Here is a 25,737-nt window from a genome sequence, read left to right as displayed (position 1 = left end):
GGGCTAGCGCGTAAATCCGCCTACGCCTGCCCAGCGGCGCGGCGCGTGCGTTGCCGCAGGCGTGCCATGGCGGCCTCGAATTCGGCATCCATGCGCGACAGCAGTTCCGCAACGGGCGGGAGGTCCGTGATCGTACCGACGCCATGCCCGGCCGACCAGATATCTTTCCATGCCTTGCTCTTGTGATCGAGTTCGCTGGCCAGGTCGATCGCGCCGTGCGCTGCCAGCGTGGCCAGATCGATGCCGTTGGCTTCCAGGCTGGGCTGCAGGAAGTTTGCCGGGATACCCGAGATTTTCGGCGTGTAGATCACATCCCTGGCGCTGGCCGCCAGCAGCATCTGCTTGTAGGCCGCGCTGGCCAGGCTTTCCTGCGTGGCGATGAAGCGCGTGCCGGCGCCCGCCAGGTCGGCGCCCGCGGCGATGGCGGCCGCGATCTGGCCGCCGTTGCCGATGGATCCTGCCAGCACGATCAGCTTGCCGGTCAACTGGCGCAGTTCCGCCACCAGCGCGAATGGATTGAGCGTGCCGGCATGGCCACCCGCGCCGCCGGCGACGGCGATCAAGCCGTCGACGCCAGCCTCCAGTGCTTTTTCCGCGTGGCGCACGCTGGTCACGTCGTGCAGCACGATGCCGCCCTGGTCCTGGATCTTCAGCACCACGTCGCGTACGGCACCCAGCGAGGTAATGACCACGGGTACCTGGTGGCGCAGCGTCAGCGCCAAGTCCGCCTCCAGGCGCCGGTTGCTGCCATGCACGATAAGATTGACGGCGAATGGCGCGGCCCGTTCGCAGCCGGGCAAGGGGCCTTCGCGCAAGCCATCGCTGATGCGCTGCAGCCATGTGGCGTATTCCTCGGAACTGCGGGCGTTCAAGGCGGGGAAGGACCCGATCACGCCGCTGCGCGAAGCGGCCAGCACCAGGTCGGGGCCGGAGACGAGGAACATGGGGGAAACGATGAGGGGCAGGCGTAATTCGGTAAGATCGAGCGGCATAAGCGGTCTCCAGTCTGATGGGCAAGGTTGATCGTGCATGCAGACTGTAGTGCTGTGCAGCATGGCGCGACCCAGACTATTGGTTGGGCTGCCGTCTGCGTAAAGCGGACATGATGGTTTCCAAGCCAGCGACGACTGGTTCATCCACTGGAGACTGCCATGCTCGATTATCTGAAATACACTTTAAGCCCGCTGTTGTTGCTCGTGTCGGCCTACGGACTCTGGAGCGGGGGCAACCATGTCTGGCTGGGCGGCGGCGTGCTGCTCGGCATCCTGCTCTTCGACGCTTTTCTTGCGCCCGACCACTCGCTGCGCGATAGCCGCTACCCCTGGCTGTACGACAGCATTGTCTGCATCCAGCTGACGCTGGCCTTCGGCCTGATACTGCTGTATGCCTGGCTGATCGGCAGCGGCCATTTCACCACCGTTGCACAGCAAACCGGGGCCTTCATCACCATGCTGATCACGCAGTTCGTGCTGGCCACGCCGGCGCTGCATGAAATGTTTCATCGCGAAAACACCTTCCTGCGCTGGTTCGGCCGGCTGGGCATGGTGATGATCTTCGATCCGTGGCGCGAGATCACCCATGTGGTGACGCATCACGTGCACACGGTGACGCCCACCGATCCAGACTACGCCCGCCGTGGCGAGAACCTGTACCGCCATCTGCTGCACACGTTCCGCGAGCAGATCATTGAATCGTACCAGCTGGAAAAGCGCCTGTGGACCAAGCGCGGCCGCCCATGGTGGCATCCACGCAATGCGTGGGTGTGGCGGGCAGGCTTGCTGCTGGGCTTCGTGGTCCTGCTGCATCTGATCGGAGGCTGGTCCGGCGCCGTTGCCGGCGTGGCGGTCTGCCTGCTTGGGCCGCGCACCTTTTTGGAAATCTTTAATTATTGCCAGCATTACGGGCTGGTGACGGGCAAGCCGGGCCGCTTCGAGAATCACCAGACGTGGAACCACCTGACGCCGTTCGTGCGCATCCTGGCGCTGGAAATCACCAACCACGCGGGCCACCATCAAGACGGCTACAAGCCTTTTTATGAGCTGGTGCCGGACCGCGACGGCCCGAAACAGCCGCAATTCCTCGTTTGCGTGCTGCTCGCTTGCGTGCCGCCCCTGTGGTTCATGATGATACGGCCACTGCTGCGCGACTGGGACCGCCGTTATGCCAGCCCGCAGGAGCGCGAGATCGCCGCAGCGGAAAACATCCGCGCCGGCTGGGCCGACCTCAACGACGAGCCGGAGCCGGCCCAGCGCCGCCACGCGGCAGCCGCCTGAAACGCGCCGCCTTCCACTATTCAGGAGACTTTGCATGACAAACAACACTGTGGCGCCCGCCACGGGCGGCGGCGCGCGCCGCTGCCAGATCACGCTGGGCGGCGGCCAGGAGGGTTTCGCCGCCGGGCGTGGCGACTTGCTGCTGCTGGCGGCGCTGGAGCAGGGCATCAATTATCCGCATAGCTGCCGGGTGGGAACGTGCGGGCGCTGCAAGACGCGCCTGGTATCCGGACAGATCAGCCCGTTGGTGGACTTCGCCCTGTCGCCGCTGACCAATGAAGAGCTGCGCGACGGCTACATCCTCGCGTGTCAGGCCAAGGTGCGCAGCGACCTTTGCGTCGAAGTGGAGCTGATCGACCACCAGGTGGTGCTGCCGCAATCGGTGCCGGGCACGGTCAGCCATTGGCAGCAATTGCCCGGCGACGTGATCGACCTGCGCATCACGCTGGAGCGCCCGCTGGTCTTCGAGGCGGGGCAGTACGCGGCGCTGGCCGTATCCGGTTCCTTCGTGCGCCGTTCGTTCTCGTTCTATGACGCACCGCCAGGGGCGCAGGGCAGCACGCAAGTGGGTTTCCTCATCAAACGCTTGCCGGGCGGCCGGTTTTCCGAGTGGCTGGCGGCGCAGGACCGACGCGGCGTGCGCATCTGGGTGGAAGCGCCGTTCGGCCAGATGGGCCTGGACGACACGCCGCGCGATGCGTTGTGCATTGCCGGCGGCACCGGCATCGCGCCCATCCTGTCGATCGCGGAACAGCGCCTGCAGCGCTACCCGCAGCAGCGCGTGACCATCGTCTTTGGCGTGCGCGGTGCCAGCGACCTGTTTGCGCTGGACAAGCTGGAGCGCCTGCGCCAACTCGCCGGCGCCGGGCGCTTGCGCGTCATTCCCGTGCTGTCGCACGAACCGCGCGGCAGCGCGTGGCAGGGCCGGCGCGGCCTGGTGACGGACGTGCTCGACGAATCGCTGGCGTCGGACTACCACCAGCTCAGCACCTTTGTCTGCGGCGCTTTGCCGATGGTGGTGGCGGTGGAGAAGCGGCTGCTGGCGCTGGGCGTACCTGCCGGCCTGATACACGCAGACAAGTTCGAGGCTTCCGGCAGTTGAACCGCCGTGCTGGCTGTCCAGGCAACGACGGCACTTTTTTCAGTAATGCAGGGTCGCCGCCAGGCGACCTCCCTTCCTCTCAATGAAAGATGGAATACCGATGACAACAGCTTATATCTATGACCATGTGCGCACGCCGCGCGGCCGCGGCAAGCCCGATGGCGCCTTGCACGAGGCGAGCGCCATCCACCTGGCGCAAAGCGTGCTGACGCATTTGCGCGATCGCAATGCACTCGACACGGCCCTGGTGGACGACGTGGTGTTCGGCGTGGTCAGCCCGGTGGGTGAGCAGGGCCAGTGCCTGCCACGGGTGGCGGCCCTGGCGGCCGGTTACTCGGAGCAAACGGCTGGCGTGCAGATCAACCGCTTCTGCGGCTCCGGCCTGGAAGCGGTCAACCTGGCCAGCGGCAAGATCGCCGCCGGCGCGGCCGACTTCATCATCGCCGGCGGCTGCGAATCCATGTCGCGCGTGGCCATCCTGTCCGATGGCGGCGCCTGGAGCGTCGATCCGCTGGTCGCCGCGCTCACGCATTACATTCCGCAGGGGATCAGCGCCGACCTGATGGCCAGCAAGTGGGGCTATACCCGCGAGCAGCTCGACGCCTACGCCGTGCGCAGCCACCAGCTGGCCGCCCGCGCCTGGGAGGAGGGGCGTTTCGACCGTTCCGTGGTGCCCGTGCATGACGTGCTGGGCCAGCTCCTGCTGGCGCGCGATGAAGCCATCCGGCCCGACAGCAGCATCGCCTCGCTGGCGGGCCTGAAGCCCTCGTTCGCCGAGCTTGGCGCCAGGGGCGGCTTCGACGCGCTGGCCATCGCGCGCTACCAGGAAGTCGAGCGCATCGAGCACCGCCACCACGCGGGCAATTCGTCGGCCATCGTCGATGGCGCGTGCGCCGTGCTGCTGGGCAGCCGCGAGGCGGGCAAGGCGGCCGGTCTCACGCCACGCGCGCGCATCCGCACGTTTTCCGTGATCGGTTCCGAACCGACGATCATGCTGACGGGCCCGTCGTTCGCGGCGGAAAAGGCCCTCAAGCGGGCCGGCATGCGGCCTGGCGACATCGACCTGTATGAAATCAACGAAGCCTTCGCCGCCGTCCCTTTGCGCTTTATCGATGCGCTGGGCATCGATACGGCGAAAGTCAATGTCAATGGCGGCGCGATCGCCATGGGCCATCCGCTGGGCGCCACCGGCGCCATGATCCTCGGCACGGCCCTCGATGAACTGGAACGCACGGGTGGCGGCACGGCCCTGGTGAGCCTGTGCATCGGCGCCGGCATGGGCGTGGCCACCATCATCGAACGCGTGTAAGCGGCATGCTTGCCGCTACCTTTCCTCCACCTTTACAGACTCCTGACATGATCAACACAACTATTTCCGAGCGGATCGCCATCCTGACCATCGACATGCCCGGCCGCACCATGAATGTGTTCAATGCGGCCTTTGCCCAACAACTGCGTCTGGCCTTCGATGCCGCCATCGCTGATGAGGCTGTGGACGCCATCATCATTGCCAGCGGCAAGAGCAGTTTCATGGCGGGGGCGGACCTGGCGCAGATGGCCGGCTTCGCCGTGCCGGACGTCGATGAACTGGCCGTGCTCGATGGCATCGCCGTGTATGGCGACCTGTTCCGCCACATCGAGACTGCCGGCAAGCCAGTGGTGAGCGCGGTGGCCGGCGTGGCCTTCGGCGCCGGCATGGAGCTGCTGCTGGCGACCCATTACCGCGTGGCCACGCCGGCGGCGCGCTTTGCCTTGCCGGAAGTCAAGCTGGGACTGCTGCCTGGCGCCGGCGGTACGCAGCGCCTGCCGCGCCTGATCGGCTTGGTGGCCAGCCTGCCCTTGCTGACGCAGGGGCGCGAACTGGATGGCCAGGCGGCGTGCAAGGCGGGCCTCGTGCATGAGGTCGTGGCGGACGGGCAGTTGCTGGCGGCGGCGCGCGCGGCGCTCGCGGCGGGCAAGGTCGATCCTGTGGCGCCGTGGGACAAGAAGGGCTTCCGCTTGCCGGGCGGCGATGCCTATACGCCGGCGAATGCGGCAGCTTTTGCCGGCGCCAATGCCGGCGTGCAAGCGAGTACCCGTGGCAACTATCCGGCGCCGCTGGCCATCTTGCGCGCCGTGTATGAAGGCAGCAAGCTGCCCATGGCCAAGGCATTGCGCCTGGAGCAGAAACTGTTCGTGACCCTGGTGCGCGGTTTGCCGGCGCAAAACCTGATCCGCACCATGTTTTTCGCCAAGCAATCGGCCGACAAGCTGGCGCGCCGCTCGGCACAGGTGCCGGCGAGCAAGGTCACGCAACTGGGCATCCTCGGTTCTGGCTTCATGGGGGCTGGCATCGCTCAGGTGTCGGCGCTGTCGGGCATCAAGGTGGTGCTGCTCGACCGCAGCCTGGAGATTGCGCAGGCCAGCCGCGACGGCATTGCCAGCGCCCTGCAGGACGACGTCGCCAAGGGCCGTTTGTCGGCCGACGCCCGGGGGCTGGCCATGCAGCGCATCGTTGCGACGGCCGACTATGCGGCGTTTGCCGATTGCGACCTAGTGATCGAAGCCGTGATCGAAGACGAGCAGGTCAAGGAGCAGGTGATCCGCGCCGCCGAGGCGGCGATGGGCGAGCACGCCATCTTCGCCAGCAATACTTCGGCCTTGCCGATCGACGACCTGGCCCGCTTCAGCGTGCGGCCGCGCAACTTCATCGGCTTGCACTATTTTTCCCCGGTGCCGAAGATGGCCCTGGTGGAAGTCATCGTCGGCAAGGACACGTCCGATGAAACGCTGGCGCGCGCGCTGGACTACATCCGCCAGATCCGCAAGACGCCGATCGTCGTCAACGACGGCTACGGTTTTTATACCACCCGTTGCGTCGACGCCTACATCCGTGAAGGCATCCGCCTGCTGGCCGACGGCGTCGATCCCGTGCGCATCGAAAACGCGGGCGTGGCGTTGGGCATGCCCGTGGGTCCGCTGGCCCTGGCCGATGAAGTGGGCCTGGACGTGCTGCACCACATCGCGCATTTCTTCCGCAGCCGCGAAGACGGCGACTGGGCCGATGACCGTCACCAGCGCGTCAACGCCATCATCGATGCGCAAACCCTGGCGCAGCGCTACGGGCGCAAGAAGGGCGCCGGCTTCTATGCCTATCCCGCCAGCGAACCCAAGCACCTCGACCTCGCCACGCTTGCCGCATTGGCCGACCGCCTCGGTGAAGCCGGCCAGCCGTCGCCAGACGCGATCCGCGAACGCCTGCTGTATGCGCAATTGCTGGAGGCGGCGCGCTGCTGGGCCGATGGGGTGGCGCAGGATGCAGGGGAGATCGACCTTGGCGCCATCCTTGGCTGGGCCTTCCCCAGCTACCTGGGCGGGCCGGCGTCGGCCATCGACGCGATCGGTCCGGCGCGCTTCGTGGCGCGTCTGCAGCAGCTTGCCGCCGCACACGGCCCGCGCTTCACGCCGCCAGGCCGGCTGGTGGCGGCCGCCGCCGACAATTTCCACTTTCACGGGTGAACGCCATGGCCTTGGTCGACTTGACACTGGATACCTCGCTGGGCATCGCCACGCTCACTTTCAACCGTCCCGCCGTGCTCAACGCGATTGATGTTGCTACGGCGCAGGCATTCCGCGATGCCGTGCTGACGCTGGGAGCGCGCGATGACGTGCGCTGCATCGTCCTGACGGGCGCCGGCAAGGCCTTTGTTGCCGGCGGCGATGTGGCGCGCTTCGCCGACGATTTTGATAACGCCGCAGCGGTGGTCGACCAGTTGCTCGACGCCCTGCATCCGGCCATCGAAACCCTGGCCGGCCACGCGGCGCCCGTGCTCGGCAGCGTGCGCGGCGCCGTCGCCGGGGCCGGCCTGAGCCTGCTGGCGGCCTGCGACCTGGCTATCGCTGCCGACGACAGCCGCTTCCTGATGGCGTATGACCGGGTCGGCGCCGCGCCCGATTGCGGCGGTACCTGGTTCTTGCCGCGCAAGGTGGGACAGCACCGGGCGGCCGAATTGATGCTGTTGGGCGAAACCTGGGACGCCCAGCAGGCATTGCAGGCGGGCCTGGTCAACCAGGTGGTGCCGGCGCAGCAGTTGGCGGCGCAAACGCAGGCCTGGGCGGCGCGCCTGGCGCAGCGGCCAACCGCCGCCCTGGGTGCCTACAAGCAATTGGTGGCGCAGGCCGCGCGCACGCCTTTGCGCGCGCACCTGGAAGCCGAGCGTGCTGCCTTCAAGCAGGCCACCGCCAGCGCCGACTTCCGTGAGGGCGTCACGGCCTTCCTCGAACGGCGCACCCCCGTGTTCCACGGCAGCTAATCGTCATTATTTTCATGCATCACACTTTATAAAGGCAAGGACATCATGGATTTCTTGAATTTGCAGGGCAAGACCGTGCTCGTGACGGGCGCGGCGGGCGGCTTTGGCCGTCGCACCAGCGAATGGCTGGCACAGGCCGGCGCGCGCGTCGTCGCCACCGATCTTGATGGAGACGGTGCCGCCGAAACGGCGCGCCTGTGCACGGCGTTTGGCGGCCAGGCCTGGGGCTTTGCCCACGACGTCACGTCGGAGGCGGACTGGCAGCGCGTCATCGCGCAGGTGGGCGAGCTGGCCGATGGCCGTCTGGACGGCCTGGTCAACAACGCGGGGCGCATGCTGACCAAGCCTTTCCTGCGCACCAGCGTGGCCGAGTTGCGCACGCTGCACGCGATTAACGTGGAAAGCGTGTGGATCGGCACGCAGACGGCCTATCCGTTGCTGCTGGCGGCGGCGCAGGCGGGCGGCGGCGCTTCGGTGGTGAATATTTCCTCCGTCTTCGGCCAGGTGGCGGCCGTTGCGCAGGCCGCTTATTCGGCAAGCAAGGGGGCGATCACGGTGTTGAGCAAGTCGGTCGCCGCCGAGTTTGCCCGCGCCGGCACGGATGTGCGCGTCAATTCCGTGCACCCCGGCCCGGGCAATACGCCGCTGCTGTACCAGGGCTTGCAGCAATTGCAGCAGGAAGGCCTGGTCGGCTCGCCGGAAGACGCGCTGGCGTTCGTGCGCGGCCTGATCCCGAACGGCCGCCTGACAGAGCCGGACGATGTGGCTGGTACCGTGCTGTTCCTGCTCTCTGGCTTGTCGCGCAATATCACCGGCGCCGAGTTCGACGTCGATGGCGGCTATACGGCGGTCTGAAGCATGGATGAACAGCATGCAATGATCGACGCCATGGCGCGACGCTATGCGCGGGAAGTGCTGGCGCCCGGCGCCGCCCGCCGCGAGCGCGCGCAGGCGATCGAGCCGGAGGTGATCGAGGGCCTGGCCGCGCTGGGTCTGCTGGGCATGACCGTCGCGCCCGAGTATGACGGCGCCGGTGCCGACTATGTGGCATATGCGCTGGCATTGATGGCGGTGGCCGAGGGTGACGGGGCCGTGTCGACCATGATGAGCGTCCACAACGCGCCGTTTTGCGCGGTCCTCGAGCGCTACGGCTCGGCCGCGCAAAAGGACGGCGTGCTGCGGCCAGCCGCTCGCGGCGAGTTCATCGGCGCCTTCGCGCTCACGGAAAGCCATGCCGGCTCGGACGCGGCGGCCATCCGCACGCGCGCCCGCCGCAGCGGCGATGGCTACGTCATCGATGGTGAAAAGCAGTTCATCACGAGCGGCAAGATCGCCCGCTACGCGATCGTCTTTGCCGTCACCGACGCGGCGCAGGGAAAGCAGGGCATCAGCGCCTTCCTGGTGCCGACGGCGGCGCCGGGCTACCACGTCAACAAGGTCGAGCAAAAGACGGGGCAAAAGGCCAGCGACACGTGCAGCCTGCGCTTCGACGGCTTGCGCCTGCCCCAGGATGCCCTGATCGGCGGGGAGGGCGAGGGCTACCGGATCGCCTTGTCCAGTCTGGAGGCCGGGCGCATCGGCATCGCCGCGCAAAGTGTCGGCATGGCGCAGGCCGCGCTGTCCGCCGCGATCGCCTATGCCGCCGAGCGCAGCAGTTTTGGCAAGACGCTGCTGGAACACCAGGCTGTGGCTTTCCGCCTGGCCGATGCGCGCGCGCGGCTGGAAGCGGCGCGGCAACTGGTGCTGTCCGCTGCGCGGCTCAAGGATGCGGGCTTGCCCGCGCTGCAGCAAGCTTGCATGGCCAAGCTGGTGGCATCTGAAACGGCGGAGCAGGTGTGCTCGGTGGCCCTGCAAACCTTTGGCGGCTATGGCTACGTGGAGGACTTTCCCGTCGAGCGGATCTGGCGCGACGCGCGCGTCTGCCAGATCTACGAAGGCACTTCCGATATCCAGAAGCTGATACTCGCACGCGAACTGCAACGCTGATGGCACGTCCATCAAGCCTAAAAAAGGAGACGATATGACGTTGTTGCAATGGGTATTCGTGCTGTTTGCCGCTGTCGCTGGCGGCGGTATTTCCCTCACCCTCATGCTGGCGCTGCGCCTGCGCCATCCGCCGTGGTTCGACACGGCGCACGGCTTGCTGGGGTTGGCGGCGCTGGCGGCCGTGTTCTGCGCCAACCTGTGCGGTGCCGCTACCACCCCGGCGCTGGCCTGGTGGGCGCTGGGCGTCCTCTTGGCCGCCTTGTCTGGCGGTTTGATCCTGTTCCGCTTCCTGTTTCGCGGGCGCGCGCCGCTGCCGCTGGCCGTGCTGCACGGCAGCCTGGCTCTGGCTGGCATTTATCTGCTGTACCGCGCCGCCTTTGGCGGGTGAGCCTGGCCGATGCGCTACGCGCTGCTGCAGCGCAATAGCCGATACCCGACTAAGGCATGGGGCCCGGCGCCGCTGGCGTTGCGATGATGTCACTGGCGACACGGCGGCCGGCCTGTTCAGGCAGGGCGGCCGCGCGTTTTTCAGCACACCCGATCCAACAGAAAAGAAAGAGGGTCTTTTATGTACGAGCAATTGTCTTGCCTTTCAACTACAAGCAAGCGCCATGGCCGCCGGCCGGCCAGGCACGGTCTTGGCCTGTTCATCCTGCTGGCGCTGGCCGGCCAGGCCGCAGCGCAGGACAGCCGCTGGACCTTGCGTGGCGGTCCTGTCGGCGTCTACTGGGATGAATCGACGCAGGTCAAGGTGGCGGGCACCACCGTGCCCGGCGCGCAAATTGACGTGGAGACGAATTATTCTCTGGGCCTGGACCTGGGCTACGACCTGGATGAGCACTGGACGGGCCGCTTTGCCTTCGGCATTCCCCCCAAGGCAAAACTCAGCACGGCCGGCACGCTGAATGCCATGGTGCCGCCGCTGTCGGGCAATCTTGGTGAGGTGCGCTACGGCCCCGCCGTGCTGAGCGTCATCTACAAATTCAACGTGCGTGGCCGCATCGTTCCCTACATCGGCGCCGGCGTGACGTATGTGCGCGTTTTCAGTTCGCAGGATGGCGACGTGCGCGATTTCGACGTCGACCATGCCTGGGGCGGCGCGCTGCAGGCCGGCTTCGCGATTCCCCTGGCCGAACGCTGGTCGTTCTTTTTCGATATGCGCAAGCTGTTCGTCGACACCAAGGCGCGCGGTACGCTGCCCGCGCTGGGCAATCCACCGGCGGCGGTGTCCATCGGTCTCGACCCGCTGATCGTGCATACGGGCTTCGAATACCGTTTCTGATCCCTTCTTGTACCACTGACCTTGCCGCAAGGCTGCATAGGATGCACCATGAGTCACCCCTCCCGCTGTGCCGATACGCTGTTCCATGATGTGTTGCTGCCCGACGAAACCCGGGCCATTCGCCGCGAAGTGCGGCAATTCGCCGATGATGTGCTCAGGCCGCAGGCGCATCAGCTCAATACCACGCCGGAAGCGCGCGACGGCTTTCCGCGCGCGCTGTTCGACGCGATGGCGCGGGCAGGGCTGTACGCTATCCCCTTCGCCGCCGACGTGGGTGGACGCGGCCTGGAGTTCCCCACGCTGGCCACCGTCACGGTGCTGGAGGAGCTGGGTTACTACTCGCCGGGCCTGGCATCGGCCCTGTATGACGGGCAAGCCATCCTCGTCGGCCAGACCCTGGACCGGGCCGGCGGTGCGCTGCGCCAGCGCTATCTGCCGCAACTGGTGCGCGGCCAGTTCGTCGGCAGCTTTGCCACCAGCGAGCCCGAGGCCAGCACCGACTTGTCTCCCGCCAACATGCAGACGCTGGCCACGCGCGTCGACGGCGGCTGGCGCATCGATGGCCGCAAGCGCTGGATCACCAATTCGGTGGCGGCGGACCATATTGCCGTGCTGTGCCGCACCGGCGAACGGCAAACCTTTCTGTTCGCCGACATGCATGCCGACGGCGTCACGGTGGGCGAACCTGACCTGAAGATGGGCAACCATGCGCAGCTGACGGCCGACGTCAGCTTCGACGCCGTCTTCGTGCCGGACGACCACGTCATCGGCAAGGTCGACGATGGCTTGCGCTCGGCCCTGGGCGCGCTGATGCTGGGCCGCATGGGCATCGGCGCCATCGGCGTGGCCATGGCGCAGGCGGCATTCGACTTTGCCACCGACTACATGAGCCACCGCAAGGTGTTCGGCCAGCCGATCGGCGCCTTCCAGCACTGGCAGTTCCGCTTTGCCGACCACGCCATGGGCCTGGAAAGCGCGCGCAGCCTGTACCAGAAGGCGGCGCTGCTCTACGACCGCCATGGACAGGCGGAAACCGAGGCCGCCATGGCCAAGCTGGCCGGCTCGGAACTGGCGGTGGATGTGGCGCGCGACGCCATCCAGGCCTGCGGCGCGTATGGCTACGTGCGCACGCTGCGTGGCACCGGAGGCAATTTCCCGCTCGAATCGATCTATCGCGACGCGAAGATCGGCGAAATCTACGAAGGCGCCAACGAAGTGCAGCGCTGGGTGGTCGCGCGGCGCATCTTCGGTCGCGATATCACGGGCTAGGCGCGCAAGACGGCTTACCGCATCAACATTGGAAAAGGAACATTCGTGGATCAGCATGCTCAAACTGTTGCAGGGGTAACATTGCCGCCTGCACACAATTACATCGGCGGCGTCATCGCCGCCACGCACGCGCCGCGCATCGACGTGCTCAATCCCGCCACGGGCGAAGTGATCGGCGACATCCCGCGCAGCGGCAAGGGCGAAGTCGATAGCGCCGTGCAGGCGGCGCGGGCCGCCTTCGACGAGCCGGCCTGGCGTGACATGGCGCCAGCCGCGCGCGAGCGCCTGCTGCACCGCTTCGCCGACCTGCTCGAAGCGGACGCGCAAGGCATGGCCAGGCTGGAAAGCCTCGACAGCGGCAAGCCCATCGCGTTCACCAGCACCATTGACGTGCCCTATGCGGTGGCGTGGCTGCGCTATTACGCGGGCTGGCCGACCAAGCTGGCCGGCAAGGCGCAAGCGCCCGCCATCCATGGTCCCAGCTTCCATGCGTACACCTTGCGCGAACCCGTTGGCGTCGTCGGGCTGATCGTGCCGTGGAATTACCCTCTGATACTGGCCGTCTGGAAACTGGCGCCGGCGCTGGCGGCCGGCTGCACGGTGGTGCTGAAGCCGGCGCAAAATACCCCGTATTCCGCTCTGCGCCTGGCGCACCTGGCGCGCGAGGCCGGTTTTCCGCCCGGCGTCTTCAATGTCGTGCTCGGCGATGGCGGCACGGGACAGGCCCTGGTCGAGCATCCCGGCGTGGCCAAGCTGTCGTTTACGGGATCGACGCGCGTGGGCAAGCAGATTCTCGCCAGCGTGGCCAGCGATCTCAAGCGCGTTACCTTGGAGCTGGGCGGCAAGTCGCCCACCATCATCTTGCCCGACGCGGATATGCACAGCGCGATTCCCGGCGCGGCGCAGTCGGTGTTCGTGCATGCGGGGCAAATCTGCTTTGCCGGTACGCGCCTGTTTGCGCCGCGCAAGCAGTTCCAGCAAGTGCTGGACGGCATCGCCGGCGTGGCGGCCACGTTTGGTGTCGGCGATCCCCTCGATCCCGCCACCTTGCTGGGGCCCTTGATCAGCCAGGCGCAGCTGGATTCCGTGCTGGCCAGGATCGACGCCAGCGTCAAGGCGGGCGCCACGCTGTTTTGCGGCGGGCGACAGGTGCCGCGCGCCGGTTACTACGTCGAACCCACCATCCTCGTTACCGAGGACCGCGCCAACCCCGGTTTTCGCGAAGAGTTTTTTGGCCCCGTGCTGGTGGCCACGCCATACGACGACCTGGAGCAAGTGGTGGCCATGGCCAACGACAGCGACTACGGCCTGGCGGCCCACGTGCATACGCGCGACCTCGCCACAGCCCACCAGCTGGCGCGCAAGCTGCAGGCCGGCACGGTCTGGATCAATACGCAGCTGGCGCCGGATCCGGCGATGCCATTCGGCGGCTTCAAACAGTCGGGCTGGGGCCGCGAGAACGGCGAGGACGTGTTTGACCACTACCTGGAAACCAAGAGCGTGATTGCGCGGATCGGATGAACATGGCTGACGTACTAGAAAACAGCGACCGTGGCGGCTTCGCGCTGCGTTTTACGCAAGGGCTGCACCGGGCTGCGCAAGTCTATCCCGGGCGCACGGCGACGGTGTGCAACGGTCGTTTGCAATCGTACCGCCAGCTCGCCGCGCGCGTGGCCCGGCTGGCCGCCGGCCTGCAGGCGCACGGTGCCCGGCGCGGGACGCGTATCGCCATGCTGGGCCTCAATTCCGACCGCTACCTGGAGTATTACCTGGCCGTGCCGTGGGCGGGCGGCGTGGTCAATCCCGTCAACTTCCGCTGGTCGCTGGCCGAGATCGTGCATGCGCTCAAGGACTCAGCCTCGGAGATCGTCTTCGTCGATGCCAGTTTCGCCGCCCACGTGACGGCCTTGCGCGACGCTTGCCCGGCCTTGCGCCTGGCCATTTTCTGCGGCGAGGGAGGCTGCCCCGCCAACTGCGTCGCCATGGAGGCGCTCATCGCCGCGCATGCGCCAGCCGGCGATGCGGGGCGCGGCGGCGACGACATCTTTGGCGTGTTCTACACGGGCGGCACCACGGGCCAGGCCAAGGGCGTGATGCTGTCGCACGCGAATGTGCTCAATGCCGCGATGGGACCCATGCTCGAAGGGCTGTACCGGGGCCATGCCGTGTCGCTGCACGCGGCGCCCATGTTCCACCTGGCCGACCTGACCAATACCGCCGCGCAGACCCTGTGCGGCGGCACGCATGTCTTCCTGGCGCATTACCGGCCCGAGGCGGTGCTGCCGCTGATCCAGGAGCACGCAATCAGCGACCTGCTGCTGGTGCCGGCGATGCTGCAGTCCCTGGTCGACCACCCGCATTTCGCCGCCACCGATGTCAGTTCGGTGCGCAATGTGGTGTACGGCGCGTCGTCCGCCACGGAGGCGCTGATAGAACGGGCGCTCAAGGCATTTCCCGGCGCCGCGTTTTACCAGGTGTATGGCATGACGGAGACGGCGGGCACGGTCACCATCCTGCCCCCGGAGCAGCACGACCCGCAGCGCCGCAAGGCGGGCCGGCTGCGTTCGGCCGGGCGCAGCTTTTGCCATACCGAGGTGCGTATCATCGACCCGGAAGGCGGGGAGGCGGCCACCGGCGGCATTGGCGAGATCGTTCTGCGCGGTCCGAACATCATGCAGGGCTACTTGAACCAGGAAGCCGCGACTGCCGCGACCCTGCGCGGCGGCTGGATGCATACGGGCGACCTGGGCTACATGGATGACGAGGGCTATGTCTTCATCGTCGACCGCCTGAAGGACATGATATTGTCGGGCGGAGAGAACGTGTACAGCAACGAGGTGGAGAACGCCATTGCCAGCCATCCCGCGGTGTTGTCCTGCGCCGTCATCGGCATTCCCAGCGAACAGTGGGGCGAGTCCGTCCACGCCGTCGTCGTGCTGCGGCCTGAGCAGACGCTGACCTTGGCGGATCTCGATGGGCATTGCCGTGGGCTGATCGCCAGCTACAAGTGTCCGCGTAGCCTGGCGCTGGTGCCATCGCTGCCGATGTCCGGCGCGGGCAAGCTGCTCAAGACGGAATTGCGCAAGGCTTTCTGGGAGGGACGAGGACGCAATGTCAATTGAATCGAACGATAGCAGAAGGAAGCCATCGATATAGCATCTGAACACCGTTGTGCGGCGCGCGAGGTCATGTATATCTTGCGCAATGCGGGCGTCCGGGTGCTGTTTTTCGACAGCGATTGCCAGCAGGTGGCGCTGGAAGCGGCGGCCGAGCTGGGCATCGTGCCGGTCTGGTGCCCGAATGGCGAACTGGCGGCGGGACTGCAGGCTGCAAGACATTTGACGCTGTGCTGGCCCGACGCATCGATGTCATCAGCAATGGCCATCCTGGCGATCTCATTTGGACGTGCGCCAGTATGGACAAGCATGAGGAAAAGGGCGATATCGCGTTGTTTGCAGCGGCTATGCCTCGCCGTGTGCAGCACCAGCTGGTCGATGTGCGTCCGGGTAATGATCGGAGGTGAAGTTGTGGCCGCATGTTTTGCAAGCGGCACGAAGTGTTCCAGTTGCTCCTCCCGGCGTCAAGCCGGGCTGCGGCAATTGCCCGGCGTATGTTAATTACCCACGGCCCGATCCGGGATGATCCACTGGAAATCCGTGAGAGTGAAGGGTGCCAGGCACGAACTCTTGGGGTTGAGCGAGGCGCGCAGGTTCGGGCATTGCGGATTTTGATAGCTGGCCACGCCCGGTGTCATGGCTTTAAAGCTGCTGGGCCAGCCTGCGTTGGCGTGGCAGGTGTAGCAGCTGGTGCCGACCGGGTGCGTCACCAGTTCGATGTACGGGTTGGTGGCGACGGGGAGCAGGTCCGGGTTGCCTTTTTCCGGGATGCCGTAGGCTTCCGTCAGCAGATAGTGTTTCCATGGTCCCGTGGCCTGGATGTCGGCCGGGCGGTTGGCGGCATACGGCATGCTGTCGGGGCGGTCCGACCACCACACGCTTTGCAAGCCCCAGCTTGGGATTTCCTTGGTATTGATGTGCATGGCGACCGTGACCAGGTAGTCGCCGGCGCCGAAGGGCTGGCCGTTCAGCCAGTAGCTGGCGGCGTTGATGATGGCCTTGTCGGCTTCGTCGAAGCTGGCCCAGTCGGCCGCACTCACCTTGTGGTGGTAGAAGTCCTGCAAACCGTATACCTTGGCGGCTTTGGTGATGACGGGCCATGGCGTGGTGGTATCGTGCTGGTACAGGCCGTGCAGATAGCTGACCTTGGCCATCTGGCCGACCTGCTTGCCGTCCGGGTCGATGGCAATGGCCGTACGCCACTTTTCGTAGCCCGCATAACCGGTATATTTGGCGCTGAAGTCGTCGTGCCACACGGGCAATGCGGTCAATCCCCTGGCTTTGACGGGCCAATACATGTGCTTGGTCACGACATAGCTGGCTGGCGCATTCAGATTGTGCACGCGCTTGGCTGGATCGTCCTTGCTGTACAAGGCATCGAGCGTGCTTTGCTTGTAGACGGGCTGCTTGGGATCGCGGATGAAATCGAGCGCCTCCTTGCTCAGCGATTCCGTCGCGATCATGATATCGCCGTTGAAGGCGAAGTGGATGCCGTCGCGGATGCTGATTTTGACTTTTCCCCCTTCCGTCGTGCGGACTATGGCGCCAGGATATGCGGCGATGACCTGTTCCGGGATGCGGTAAAACGGTGTGTTTTGCACGTTGACGGGAGTCAAAGTGCTCGCCCCCAGGCGGCCCATGCGGCGCTTGGCTGGCTTCACCTCCGCCGTGGCGGCTGCCGCATCGCCGCTCAACGCCGCCGTGTCGGCGAACGCGTCGGTGCCGTTGGGCCAGGTGTACCAGACTGGCCAGTCCAGGCCGGCGGCCGGCTGCATGATGCCGGCCCACAAACGCCAGCCGTGCGCGCGCACGACGGCGTTGTCGCCTGTCTTTACCGCCATCTGCAGCGCGCGGGTTTCTGCCGGTTCCAGATAGCCATAGCCTTTGGGGAAGGGCTGGTAGCCGGGCGTGCCGGCGGCTGCGGTGGCGCAGAACAAGACGGCGAGGCTGGCGGACACTGACTTGGGAGCGGACATGAGTGCACCTGTTTAAGTTGAGTTATTGAAAGACATAGTATCCGCAAATAATTGATGAAATCTCAATAATTGTCACCGCTGATTGCCCTGGCGAACGACACCGTGTATGGTCTCGCAAGCCCGGCGCCTGGCTGGTGCCGCCGGGCGTTTGATTGCCTCACCTGAATGACATACACATGAAAAATACCAACAAGGCCACCCTGACCGGACTGGGCGCCATTCTGCTGTGGAGCTCGATTATCGGGCTGATCCGCAGTGTCACGGACCTGCTGGGGCCCACGGGCGGGGCGGCGATGATGTACAGCGTGGCGTCAGTGTTCCTGCTGCTGTCCGTGGGTTATCCGAGGCTGAGCGAATTTCCGCGGCGCTACCTGGTCTGGGGCAGCGTGCTGTTCGTTACCTATGAGCTGTGCCTGGCGCTATCGATAGGCTATGCGGGCACGGCGCGCCAGGCCATCGAGGTGGGCATGGTGAATTACCTGTGGCCGACCTTCACCATTGTTGCGGCCATCGTGTTCAACGGGCAAAAGAGCAATTTCCTCATCGTGCCAGGTTTCCTGCTGTCCGTCGCCGGCATCTGCTGGGTGCTGGGCGGCGAGCAGGGCTTTGACCTGGCCGGCACCGTGGCCAATGTGCGGAGCAGCCCGCTCAGCTATGGCCTGGCCTTCGCGGGCGCACTGATCTGGGCCGCGTACTGCACCGTGACGGCGCGCCTTGCGCAGGGCAAGAATGGCGTGACCCTGTTCTTCATCCTCGTTTCCATCAGCTTGTGGACCAAGTACCTGCTGCAAGGGGGCGGCCAGATGGCATTCACCGCCGAGGCCATCATCTATCTGGTCCTGGCCGCCGGCGCCATGGGCTTTGGCTACGCCGCGTGGAACGTGGGTATTCTTCACGGTAACGTCACTATCCTGGCTGGCGCCTCGTATTTCATTCCCGTGCTGTCCGCCGCGCTGTCGTCGCTGCTGCTGCGCACGCCGCTGTCACTGGCCTTCTGGCAAGGCGCGGCCATGGTGTGCGGCGGTGCCATCCTGTGCTGGCTGGCGACGCGGGCGGGACGTGCCAGGCCGGTCATCAGCTAGCACTAGCCGAAACACGCCGCCGCGCAACCGGCCAGGCGGTGCGGGCGGGGCTATTGACGCCCGCGCCATGCGGGCAGGATCAAGGTATCGCCATCAGAAAGTCCTGCAGCCCGGACCGGGAGCGAGTCCCCACGACTTGCCGAAGCTGCCCCGCTTGCACGCTTCAAGCGTGAGATTGGGCCTGGATTTGCCGCTGCATTGCCGCGCGGACCAGCAAGGGGCGTGGCCTTGCTGGTCCGCGGCGGCATCCTTCTCTGCCTTGGTGGTAGCCGGGCTGGCCGCCGCATTTTCCTTGGGTGTTTCCTTCTCCTGCTTGGCGGCACCCGCCATGGAAACCGCCGAGATCAAGGCGACAAGGCAAAACAGACGTTGCAGTTTCATATAAACCTCCTGGTTGGATGAGAAATGTCAAACACACTGTTGTACTGCTGGGAAAGAACGGCGATTCAATTTTCCATAGCTTCTGGCGGGCTCGCCTTGTCCGGCGGGGGAATGTTGGTGCGGTCCTGATTCCGGTAGGCGATGGGCCTGATCTGCGTCCCATCCGAGCGCGTCACCACCAGGTCGGTCAGCAATTGCCATTGCCATACACGCGCCGTTTCCTTGAAGATCAGCTGTTCCGAATATTCGACGCTGGTCTCTTCCGTGCGGCCGCTTAGCTGCGTTAATGAAAATGTGTTGGTCATGGAAAGGGATGCCGAGGCGGTGGGACCTTCGAACACGGCACCGACCTCGACATTCGTGGTGATCGACGTCGACCGTTCGAAGGTCGTGGATTCTTCTTTGGTCACGCCGACGCGGTAGGTTGTCGTCGTGGTGCCGCCCCCGGTCGGCGATAACACGTTGTAGCAAAAGTAATACGGCTGGGCGGCGATGAAATAGAAGGGTGACGTATATGGCTGGTCGGGTACGTTGCTGGCGTCACCGGGGATGGCGGTAAACGGGACGATCACGACTGGGCTCAAGCCGGCCTTCAGCTTGTGGTTGACCACAATTGCCGGGTCCAGCTCCGGCCGTGGCGGGCCTGGAAAATCAAATGGCTCCACGTCGAGGCAGGCCATGGGCAGGCGCAAGTAAAATGCCGGCAAGCTGCCATAGGTATACGCCAGCGGCGACAAAAGGACATATCCGTCCTGAACATCCTTCCATTTGTCCGGCCGCGCCTTCGGCGCTTCCACGCTGCCGCTGCCTTGCCATCCGTGTTCTTGCCATACGCGGATCTTGTCGACGGAAATGCACAGGTCTTTTCTCACGCACCAGTACTTGCTTCTGTCTGGTTCCCTGGCGTTAAAGCAGATGCCAAGCGCGTAATAGCCATCGGGCGCAATGGGCTGCCAGTAGCAGATGTCCCGGGGGTTTTTGGAGCCTCTGTCATTGACCAGAAAACGGAACCCCGTCGGATGCGCCAATGCGGGACCCAGGGCGGACGGCGGCGCTTCCGGGCACGGTGACAGGTAAAACATGGGAGATGCCCGGGGCGGCTGATACGGCGGAGCCAGTCTGGTGGACACCGCGATGTCGCCGACGGGCAGGCAATTCGCATCGCGCTGCCCGCTGCCCGTGAAATGGTAAAGGCCGATCCACGGCATGTTGTTCAGGTCGGGGGGGAACGTGCTCAGGTCCAGTTGGCTCCATACTTCGGTGAACTCATCCGGCTTGGCCAAAGTCAAACAAATTTCACCGTAGCGCACCGCCGTCTTTGTCCAGTCCCTGGCGCGCACCGCCTTGACGATGGCGGCGTTCGCCTTTTCATTGTACGGAGCCAGGGCGGGGGCGAAGGTGGCATTGTTGTTGTCGTTACGCATGGGTGCAGAACTCCGTCGAGAGTAGGAACCGGTCCCGCAGCTGTCGCGGGCGGGTAGGGAACTTGATTCTCCATCCCCGGTTCATGCCGACTTGACACCCTGTTTCACTTTTTTAAAATATTATTTTGAGGAAAGATCATTCCGGACTGCTCCTGAACTGTTCCCGAATTGTTCACGAAAATCGCGCGGCGACATGCCATACGCGCGGCTGAACGCGCGTGAGAAATCGGAGGCGCTGTTGAAGCCCAGTCCCAGCCCGATCTGCGTCACGGCAAGATGGCGCATACTGGTCAGTTCATGTGCCGCGTCGCGCAGGCGGCAATGGCGGATGTAGGCGGCCAGGCCCCCCTGGGATTCAAACAGGCGGTAGATGGTCGAGCGCGCGACGGGAAACGCCCGCATCACGCCGTCCGGCGTCAGGTGTTCCTCGTGCAGGTTCGCCTGGATATAGTGTTCGATCTGTCCCTGCAGCGCGGCGCGGGCGACAGCGCGCCCATGCTCTTCCAGGCGCTGCTGCTTGGCAAATGCGGCAATGATCAGCCGGGCGCACGTGCGTAGCGTCTGCTCTTGCTGATCTGCCGGCAGCGCTGGCAGGCGCTGGCATAGGATATTCAGGTAAGCCGGCAGCATGCGCGTCAGTGGCGTGGTATAGCCGACGATGCGGCCATGAATGGCTTCGGCGTCGGGCAGGTGCGCGCTGACCGCGGCACGGGGCAGGAAGAAGGCCAGTACATGCGCCCGCGTCGGCCGCACCATGCGCATCGGCTGGTTCATGTCCAGGGCCAGTATGCCTGGCGTGTATTGCAGCGCTTTTGCGCTGGGGCGCGCCGTGCTGGTCTCGATAATGCCCTGCACGGCGATGTGAAAGACGAAATCGCGCATGCTGTCGGTGGAGATGCGCTCATTGCTGCGCAGCTGGGTAACCGCGTCCGTGCGGCTATCCAGATATGCCATGTCCGGCAGCAAGTACGTGTCGAGTTCTGCGTGAAAGCCATTGCCCAGCTGCTGGCGCCTTACCTGGAGGTCAAGGAACCGGCCCAGATAATCGCGCCAGGCCAGTAGCTGCAGTTCCTTGTGCTCGCTGGCGACGCTGAAGTGCTGCCGCGTCAGCCCGCTGACGGGCGGCGTGCGGGCATGCCTGATGTCACGCGCGGCAAGTAGGTCGCGCATCGCCGTGGAATATTCCTGGCTCAATGGTGGTGGCTCCAGCGCTAGAGGGTAGCTGTTGCCGGCAGCTTGTCAGCCAGCACCATGATCTTGCCGGGATTGGGCCTGGCCGTCAAGACACGTCGCCAGCCGCTAATGCGACAGCACCGAATCGCGCGACTTATGTCCGAGGTAAGGCAGCAAGCTGATGAGACCAAGTATGGCCAGCGCGACACCGACCCACAGCGGCGAGCGCAAGCCGTAGCCGGCGGCGATGCCGAGGCCGCCGAGCCATGAGCCGGCGCCCAGGCCGATGTTGATGACCGAGGTATGGACGGTGTTGACCAGCGGCCCCGGATGGGCGGTCTTCATCACGCGGGCGATGATGGCGGGATTCATCGACATGCCGACCAGGCCCGTGACGACCAGCAGGGCAACGCTGATGGTCTTGTCGTGCGCAAAGACGGCGAACAGCGCCAGGCTGATACTGAGGATGACCATGCCCCAGACCATGATGACGGTGGTGTAGCGGTCCGCATAACGGCCGACCACGCCATTGCCCACTACATTGGCGATGCCGTAGACGCCCAGCAGCCAGGGGATAGCGGACGTCGGAAAACCCGTAATTTCCGTCAGGATGGCCGCGAAGTAGCTGAATGCCGCGAAAATCGCGCCGATGATGAGGCCGCTGCTGGCATACGCCGCCCACAGGTGGCGGTTGCGGAACTCTGCCAGTTCATTGCCGAGGCTGACGACTTCGGATGGCTTGGTGCGCGGCACCAGCACGGTGATGAGCGCCAGGCACATCAGCGCGAGCAGCACCACCAGCCAGAAGCTGGCGCGCCATCCCAGGTGCTGGTCGATGAGGGTGGCGACCGGCACGCCCACCACCGAAGCGAGCATGAGGCCGCCGATCACGACGGCGGCGGCGCGTCCGCGTGCGTTGGGAGCAACGATGTCGGCGCAGATCGCCAGAGACAGGCCAAAGCAGGTGGCGGCGGCCACGCCCGTGACCACCCGCGCGACGGCCAGGACGTCATAGCTGGTGGCGGAGGCGGCGACGGATTGGGCCAGGACATAAAAGCCCAGCAGCCACAGCAGCCCCTGCTTGTTCGGCACGCGCAGCTTGAGCAGGACGATGGTGCTCAGCGGTCCGCCGATGACCATGCCCATGGCGTAGAGGGAGATCAGATAGCCGATCCGTGTCACAGGTTCGTCCATGGCCAGGGCCAGTGACGGCATCATGCCCGCCACCATGAATTCGGAGGTGGTTAACGAAAAGATCGTCAACCCCAGAATGTAAACAACCAGCGGCATAGCAATATCCTTCGAGAGTAATAACAAAAAACACTAGCCAGGGATGGCGCGCGCGCCGGCCGCATGCGGCCCTGGCGCGCGCCATGCCCTGGTCAGGTGTTGCAAGACGTAAAGATGCTGTCCGGAATGTCGCCGACAGACAGGTTGGGAAAGTCGCGTACCGAACGGTGCTGCGGGTCGTTGCCGGTGACCATGCGCAGCAGGCGGTTGCCATCGGCCTCCAGGTAAAACACCGATGGCGGCTTGCCCGCTGGCTCGACTACCCAGGCATCCGCCTCCCGGCCCAGCACGCTGTGGCGGCCGTCGTGACGGGCGCCGCCGTCCAGCAGCACCGCTTGCGGCAGGAACAGCGCCTGAAACGGCGTCACCTCGTCGGCCAGCGCCGTTTCCTGCAGCAGCTCGCCAGTTACCTGCGCCTGCCGTGCATAAGCCACTTTCTGCTTGCGGCTTTGTTCACGCCTGGCGTCGCCGATTTCCGACATCCACAGCAGGTGTCCATGTTCCTTTTCCGGCCAGGGGTTGAACAGGCCATCGATGCGGCAGATGTTGCGCGCATAGTCGAACCAGCAATAGCCGGACGTGACCTGGTCGTCCTCCTGCATCGGCGTCCAGTAGGAAACATAGGCGCTGCTCCATTGTATCGGCAGCAGCGGCGGGGAGACGTGTGTCGGCATGGTATCTCCCTAGCGGCCCAGCGCGTAGCCAAGGCTGGCCATCAGCGCTTCCTGCAGCGATGGCAAGTCCTTGCGGCGGGCGTCGAAGCTGGCGGTCAGCTCTGCATTGCTCAGGCCGATACGCTCGCCTACGGTTTCAAACCACAGGCGGCTGGCGTTGGCGTGGTCCTTGAACAATTGCATCAGAGACACGGCGCGGGCATTGAAGCTGTCCAGGGCGGCGGCCGTGCCAGCTTCGGTATTGAGGATTTTGACCAGCAGCAGGGCCGCCACCACCGCCATGGTGGTGCCATGGCCGATGGAAAAATGCCCCGATTGCAGCGCATCGCCGAGCAGGACGAACTTGCCGTCGCAGGCCCGGTCGCGGCTGAGGGTCATGAAGTTGCGCCAGCCCTGGCCCGGTTGGCTCTGCAGCCCATGTTCGCCGAGCTCGGCTTTGAACGTCTTGGCGACATACGCGGCGGCGTCGCGCTCGGACAGCGCTTCCAGCCCGGCCCTGGCGTACGTTTCTTCGCTGCATTCGACGATAAAGGTGCTCATCGTGTCCGAGTATTTGTAGGCATGGCCGATGAAAATGCCTTGCTCATTGCTGCGGAACACCAGGTTCATCTGGTCGAACAGCTGGGTGGTGCCGTACCAGATGTATTTGTTGCGGCCGAAATCGATGTGCGGCACCAGCGCTGGCGGCAACTCCAGCGATTTGTAATTGACGCCGTTCGCTACCACCACCAGATCGTACTCGGCTTCCAGCTGCGCCCGGGGCGCCGGCGGCGTTTCATAGCTGATCGCGATGCCGGCCGCCACGCACTTGGCGCGCAGCGCCTGCACCAGGGCCTGGCGCCCCACGCCGCACAGGGTCACGCCGGTGCTCATCAGGTTGGGCTGGTCGTGGTGCACGAGCTTGAATTCTTCCAGGAACTGCGGATTGAGCCGTTCCGGCTGCTCCAGATAGGAGAGCGGATTGGCGGGATGGCGCGGCGGGCGTCCCGGCAGCACCACGCCCCAGCCCAGCACTTCTTCCGGGGTGTTTTTTTCCGTGATGCTGATATTCCAGCCGGGCTGGGCTTGTTTCATCTGACTGGCGAAGAGCAGTCCTGCGGGGCCTGCGCCGATAACGAGAATGTTCATTAATTTACCCTTCCAAGTTTGTACCAAACGTTTTGTTTCTTCTGGATTTGCTGCAATTCATCGTAAGGAACCGATGTGAAGTACAGTTTCTCCGCCATGTCTGGCGGATAAACACGGGGGAATTTCTTGTGCATGTAGCGCGTGTAGCGCGTCTGCAGGAAGAAAATCAGATTCGGATTGCTCAGCGCTTCATAGTTGGCGATGGCCATGTCCTGCATGGCGTCCGCCTGCACCTTGCGCTGCTGCGTGAACTCGGACAGGGCAGGGCCCAGGGCATTGCCGTGCTTTTCCAGCAGGGAAACGAAGACGTGGACGTCTTCCAGCGCCATGTTCATGCCTTGTCCTAGGAAGGGGGCGGTGGCATGCGCTGCATCGCCGATCAGCAGGATATTGGACTTGTAGTGGAAGGTGCTGGAACGGACATTGATGAGGTCGTTGCTGGGCAGCGCCATGAACTGGTCGATCATCTCCTTGCGGCGGTCCGGCGGCAGGTTGCCGAAGTAGCGGCTGAAGAAGTCGGCCATGGCTTCGCGGTTGAGCGTGCCCAGGCTGGGCGTGCCCGTGTAGGGCAGGCACAGGGCGAAGCTGATGCTGCCGTCCGGAATGGTGGCCGCGCGGCCGGCAAACAGGCCCTTGGAATCCATGCCGAAGAAATACAGCAAATCCTTCCGGAAACCCAGATCCGCCGCGTTCGGCAAGACCAGCGTCTTGTAGCCGTGGCGGAAGTAACTCTGTTTGAACTCGAAACGGCGCACGCCGCTTTGCATGGCGCGCCGCACGGCCGAGTGGGCGCCGTCGGCGCCGATGACCAGGTCGCCGTGCAGCTGCTGCACGGCGCCGTCCGGGCCCTGGATCAGCACGATTTTTCTTTCCAGGTCGACATCCAGGCATTTATGCTCAAAGTAATACTTCACTTCGTGCAGGGCGGCATGCCGGTTCAGCAGGCGCTGGAAGGCGGTGCGGTCCAGCGACAGGGGAAACAGGCCTTCGAGCGGGGTCAGCTCGCGTATGCGGTGCCGGCCGCCCACGCAAAATGCCATGCCGACGATGGGTTCGCCGCACTGGTCGAGCTCCTGCTTGCTGATGCCAGCTCCCAGGACGGCCTTGATGCCGCGTACGGTCATGCTCACGCCGATGGCGCGCGAGTTGACCGGGTCCGCGTTTGCAGCATTCTCCAGCAGCGGATCGCCGCGTTTTTCGATAACGTGGACATCGTGCCCCCGTTGCGCCAGATAAATGGCGCTGAGGCTACCTGCCAGGCCTCCGCCGACGATAATGATTTTATGCAT

Annotated in this window: 23 protein-coding genes; 14 read left to right on the top strand and 9 right to left on the bottom strand. The window is 64.9% G+C overall.

The annotated features are described in order from the left end of the window. Positions 1–20 precede the first annotated feature (20 nt). Positions 21–992, bottom strand: coding sequence for a nitronate monooxygenase family protein (locus tag KO538_RS15055; RefSeq protein WP_219328780.1), 972 nt, complete (start codon positions 990–992; stop codon positions 21–23). Positions 993–1,151: 159 nt separating this feature from the next. Between KO538_RS15055 and KO538_RS15050 the strand changes: the two genes are divergently transcribed. From KO538_RS15050 to KO538_RS14990, 13 genes are all read left to right on the top strand, one after another. Further along, complete coding sequence (locus tag KO538_RS15050) at positions 1,152–2,273, top strand: fatty acid desaturase (protein ID WP_219328779.1); 1,122 nt, start codon at positions 1,152–1,154, stop codon at positions 2,271–2,273. Positions 2,274–2,307: 34 nt separating this feature from the next. Then, a complete protein-coding gene (locus KO538_RS15045; RefSeq protein WP_051991679.1) occupies positions 2,308–3,375 on the top strand; it encodes a 2Fe-2S iron-sulfur cluster binding domain-containing protein in 1,068 nt (355 codons plus the stop codon). A 100-nt stretch (positions 3,376–3,475) separates the two neighbouring features. Further along, positions 3,476–4,684 carry an acetyl-CoA C-acetyltransferase gene (locus tag KO538_RS15040; RefSeq protein ID WP_219328778.1) on the top strand — a complete coding sequence of 403 codons (1,209 nt, stop codon included), beginning with the start codon at positions 3,476–3,478 and terminating at the stop codon, positions 4,682–4,684. Between the two features lie 47 nt (positions 4,685–4,731). Next, positions 4,732–6,873: a 3-hydroxyacyl-CoA dehydrogenase NAD-binding domain-containing protein gene (locus tag KO538_RS15035; RefSeq protein WP_219328777.1), complete on the top strand. Its 2,142-nt coding sequence runs from the start codon at positions 4,732–4,734 to the stop codon at positions 6,871–6,873. 5 nt (positions 6,874–6,878) lie between these two features. Continuing rightward, complete coding sequence (locus KO538_RS15030; RefSeq protein ID WP_257620380.1) at positions 6,879–7,667, top strand: enoyl-CoA hydratase/isomerase family protein; 789 nt, start codon at positions 6,879–6,881, stop codon at positions 7,665–7,667. A 45-nt stretch (positions 7,668–7,712) separates the two neighbouring features. Next, positions 7,713–8,522 (top strand): SDR family NAD(P)-dependent oxidoreductase, encoded by an 810-nt coding sequence (locus tag KO538_RS15025; RefSeq protein WP_219328776.1) that lies wholly within the window; start codon positions 7,713–7,715, stop codon positions 8,520–8,522. A 3-nt stretch (positions 8,523–8,525) separates the two neighbouring features. After that, complete coding sequence (locus KO538_RS15020) at positions 8,526–9,653, top strand: acyl-CoA dehydrogenase family protein (protein WP_219328775.1); 1,128 nt, start codon at positions 8,526–8,528, stop codon at positions 9,651–9,653. A gap of 34 nt (positions 9,654–9,687) precedes the next feature. Next, a complete protein-coding gene (locus tag KO538_RS15015; RefSeq protein WP_219328774.1) occupies positions 9,688–10,041 on the top strand; it encodes a hypothetical protein in 354 nt (117 codons plus the stop codon). 180 nt (positions 10,042–10,221) lie between these two features. Further along, positions 10,222–10,935 carry an OmpW family protein gene (locus KO538_RS15010; RefSeq protein ID WP_219328773.1) on the top strand — a complete coding sequence of 238 codons (714 nt, stop codon included), beginning with the start codon at positions 10,222–10,224 and terminating at the stop codon, positions 10,933–10,935. A 48-nt stretch (positions 10,936–10,983) separates the two neighbouring features. Beyond that, entirely contained in the window at positions 10,984–12,204 is a 1,221-nt protein-coding gene (locus KO538_RS15005; protein WP_034755603.1) for an acyl-CoA dehydrogenase family protein, read from the top strand. An 81-nt stretch (positions 12,205–12,285) separates the two neighbouring features. Next, the gene (locus KO538_RS15000) at positions 12,286–13,725 is read left to right on the top strand and encodes an aldehyde dehydrogenase (RefSeq protein ID WP_219328772.1); all 1,440 of its coding nucleotides are present in this window, start codon (positions 12,286–12,288) and stop codon (positions 13,723–13,725) included. 2 nt (positions 13,726–13,727) lie between these two features. Continuing rightward, the gene (locus KO538_RS14995) at positions 13,728–15,326 is read left to right on the top strand and encodes a long-chain-fatty-acid--CoA ligase (protein ID WP_257620379.1); all 1,599 of its coding nucleotides are present in this window, start codon (positions 13,728–13,730) and stop codon (positions 15,324–15,326) included. 66 nt (positions 15,327–15,392) lie between these two features. Next, positions 15,393–15,821 (top strand): hypothetical protein, encoded by a 429-nt coding sequence (locus KO538_RS14990; protein ID WP_219328771.1) that lies wholly within the window; start codon positions 15,393–15,395, stop codon positions 15,819–15,821. On the opposite strand, the gene KO538_RS14985 is transcribed toward KO538_RS14990, so the two are convergent. Further along, entirely contained in the window at positions 15,818–17,296 is a 1,479-nt protein-coding gene (locus KO538_RS14985) for a hypothetical protein (protein ID WP_219328770.1), read from the bottom strand. The genes KO538_RS14990 and KO538_RS14985 overlap by 4 nt on opposite strands. Before the next feature lie 176 nt (positions 17,297–17,472). On the opposite strand from KO538_RS14985, the gene yddG reads away from it, so the two are divergent. Further along, a complete protein-coding gene (gene yddG, locus KO538_RS14980; RefSeq protein WP_219328769.1) occupies positions 17,473–18,378 on the top strand; it encodes an aromatic amino acid DMT transporter YddG in 906 nt (301 codons plus the stop codon). Between the two features lie 93 nt (positions 18,379–18,471). On the opposite strand, the gene KO538_RS14975 is transcribed toward yddG, so the two are convergent. From KO538_RS14975 to KO538_RS14945, 7 genes are all read right to left on the bottom strand, one after another. Next, entirely contained in the window at positions 18,472–18,759 is a 288-nt protein-coding gene (locus KO538_RS14975) for a hypothetical protein (protein WP_034755607.1), read from the bottom strand. Positions 18,760–18,824: 65 nt separating this feature from the next. Continuing rightward, entirely contained in the window at positions 18,825–20,183 is a 1,359-nt protein-coding gene (locus KO538_RS14970; RefSeq protein ID WP_219328768.1) for a Vps62-related protein, read from the bottom strand. 120 nt (positions 20,184–20,303) lie between these two features. Further along, positions 20,304–21,353 carry a helix-turn-helix domain-containing protein gene (locus KO538_RS14965; protein WP_219328767.1) on the bottom strand — a complete coding sequence of 350 codons (1,050 nt, stop codon included), beginning with the start codon at positions 21,351–21,353 and terminating at the stop codon, positions 20,304–20,306. A gap of 129 nt (positions 21,354–21,482) precedes the next feature. After that, the gene (locus KO538_RS14960) at positions 21,483–22,646 is read right to left on the bottom strand and encodes an MFS transporter (protein WP_219328766.1); all 1,164 of its coding nucleotides are present in this window, start codon (positions 22,644–22,646) and stop codon (positions 21,483–21,485) included. A 92-nt stretch (positions 22,647–22,738) separates the two neighbouring features. Further along, positions 22,739–23,320, bottom strand: a complete 582-nt coding sequence (vioE, locus tag KO538_RS14955) for a violacein biosynthesis enzyme VioE (RefSeq protein WP_219328765.1) — start codon at positions 23,318–23,320, stop codon at positions 22,739–22,741. Positions 23,321–23,329: 9 nt separating this feature from the next. Continuing rightward, positions 23,330–24,448, bottom strand: a complete 1,119-nt coding sequence (locus tag KO538_RS14950) for a tryptophan hydroxylase (protein WP_257620378.1) — start codon at positions 24,446–24,448, stop codon at positions 23,330–23,332. Then, on the bottom strand, positions 24,448–25,737 hold the full coding sequence (locus KO538_RS14945; RefSeq protein ID WP_219328764.1) for an NAD(P)/FAD-dependent oxidoreductase: 1,290 nt from the start codon (positions 25,735–25,737) through the stop codon (positions 24,448–24,450). The genes KO538_RS14950 and KO538_RS14945 overlap by 1 nt, the downstream gene beginning before the upstream one ends.

This window comes from Janthinobacterium sp. NKUCC08_JDC (genome assembly GCF_019345575.1).
GTDB classification, from domain to species: domain Bacteria; phylum Pseudomonadota; class Gammaproteobacteria; order Burkholderiales; family Burkholderiaceae_D; genus Janthinobacterium; species Janthinobacterium aestuarii.
This window is presented reverse-complemented; position numbering and strand designations above follow the sequence as displayed.

Coding starts and splice junctions, on each gene's coding strand:
- KO538_RS15055 (WP_219328780.1), bottom strand. CDS start 992: ATGCCGCTCGATCTTACCGAATTACGCCTGCCCCTCATCGTTTCCCCC.
- KO538_RS15050 (WP_219328779.1), top strand. CDS start 1,152: ATGCTCGATTATCTGAAATACACTTTAAGCCCGCTGTTGTTGCTCGTG.
- KO538_RS15045 (WP_051991679.1), top strand. CDS start 2,308: ATGACAAACAACACTGTGGCGCCCGCCACGGGCGGCGGCGCGCGCCGC.
- KO538_RS15040 (WP_219328778.1), top strand. CDS start 3,476: ATGACAACAGCTTATATCTATGACCATGTGCGCACGCCGCGCGGCCGC.
- KO538_RS15035 (WP_219328777.1), top strand. CDS start 4,732: ATGATCAACACAACTATTTCCGAGCGGATCGCCATCCTGACCATCGAC.
- KO538_RS15030 (WP_257620380.1), top strand. CDS start 6,879: ATGGCCTTGGTCGACTTGACACTGGATACCTCGCTGGGCATCGCCACG.
- KO538_RS15025 (WP_219328776.1), top strand. CDS start 7,713: ATGGATTTCTTGAATTTGCAGGGCAAGACCGTGCTCGTGACGGGCGCG.
- KO538_RS15020 (WP_219328775.1), top strand. CDS start 8,526: ATGGATGAACAGCATGCAATGATCGACGCCATGGCGCGACGCTATGCG.
- KO538_RS15015 (WP_219328774.1), top strand. CDS start 9,688: ATGACGTTGTTGCAATGGGTATTCGTGCTGTTTGCCGCTGTCGCTGGC.
- KO538_RS15010 (WP_219328773.1), top strand. CDS start 10,222: ATGTACGAGCAATTGTCTTGCCTTTCAACTACAAGCAAGCGCCATGGC.
- KO538_RS15005 (WP_034755603.1), top strand. CDS start 10,984: ATGAGTCACCCCTCCCGCTGTGCCGATACGCTGTTCCATGATGTGTTG.
- KO538_RS14995 (WP_257620379.1), top strand. CDS start 13,728: ATGGCTGACGTACTAGAAAACAGCGACCGTGGCGGCTTCGCGCTGCGT.
- KO538_RS14990 (WP_219328771.1), top strand. CDS start 15,393: ATGTATATCTTGCGCAATGCGGGCGTCCGGGTGCTGTTTTTCGACAGC.
- KO538_RS14985 (WP_219328770.1), bottom strand. CDS start 17,296: ATGTCCGCTCCCAAGTCAGTGTCCGCCAGCCTCGCCGTCTTGTTCTGC.
- yddG (WP_219328769.1), top strand. CDS start 17,473: ATGAAAAATACCAACAAGGCCACCCTGACCGGACTGGGCGCCATTCTG.
- KO538_RS14975 (WP_034755607.1), bottom strand. CDS start 18,759: ATGAAACTGCAACGTCTGTTTTGCCTTGTCGCCTTGATCTCGGCGGTT.
- KO538_RS14970 (WP_219328768.1), bottom strand. CDS start 20,183: ATGCGTAACGACAACAACAATGCCACCTTCGCCCCCGCCCTGGCTCCG.
- KO538_RS14965 (WP_219328767.1), bottom strand. CDS start 21,353: ATGCGCGACCTACTTGCCGCGCGTGACATCAGGCATGCCCGCACGCCG.
- KO538_RS14960 (WP_219328766.1), bottom strand. CDS start 22,646: ATGCCGCTGGTTGTTTACATTCTGGGGTTGACGATCTTTTCGTTAACC.
- vioE (WP_219328765.1), bottom strand. CDS start 23,320: ATGCCGACACACGTCTCCCCGCCGCTGCTGCCGATACAATGGAGCAGC.
- KO538_RS14950 (WP_257620378.1), bottom strand. CDS start 24,448: ATGAACATTCTCGTTATCGGCGCAGGCCCCGCAGGACTGCTCTTCGCC.
- KO538_RS14945 (WP_219328764.1), bottom strand. CDS start 25,737: ATGCATAAAATCATTATCGTCGGCGGAGGCCTGGCAGGTAGCCTCAGC.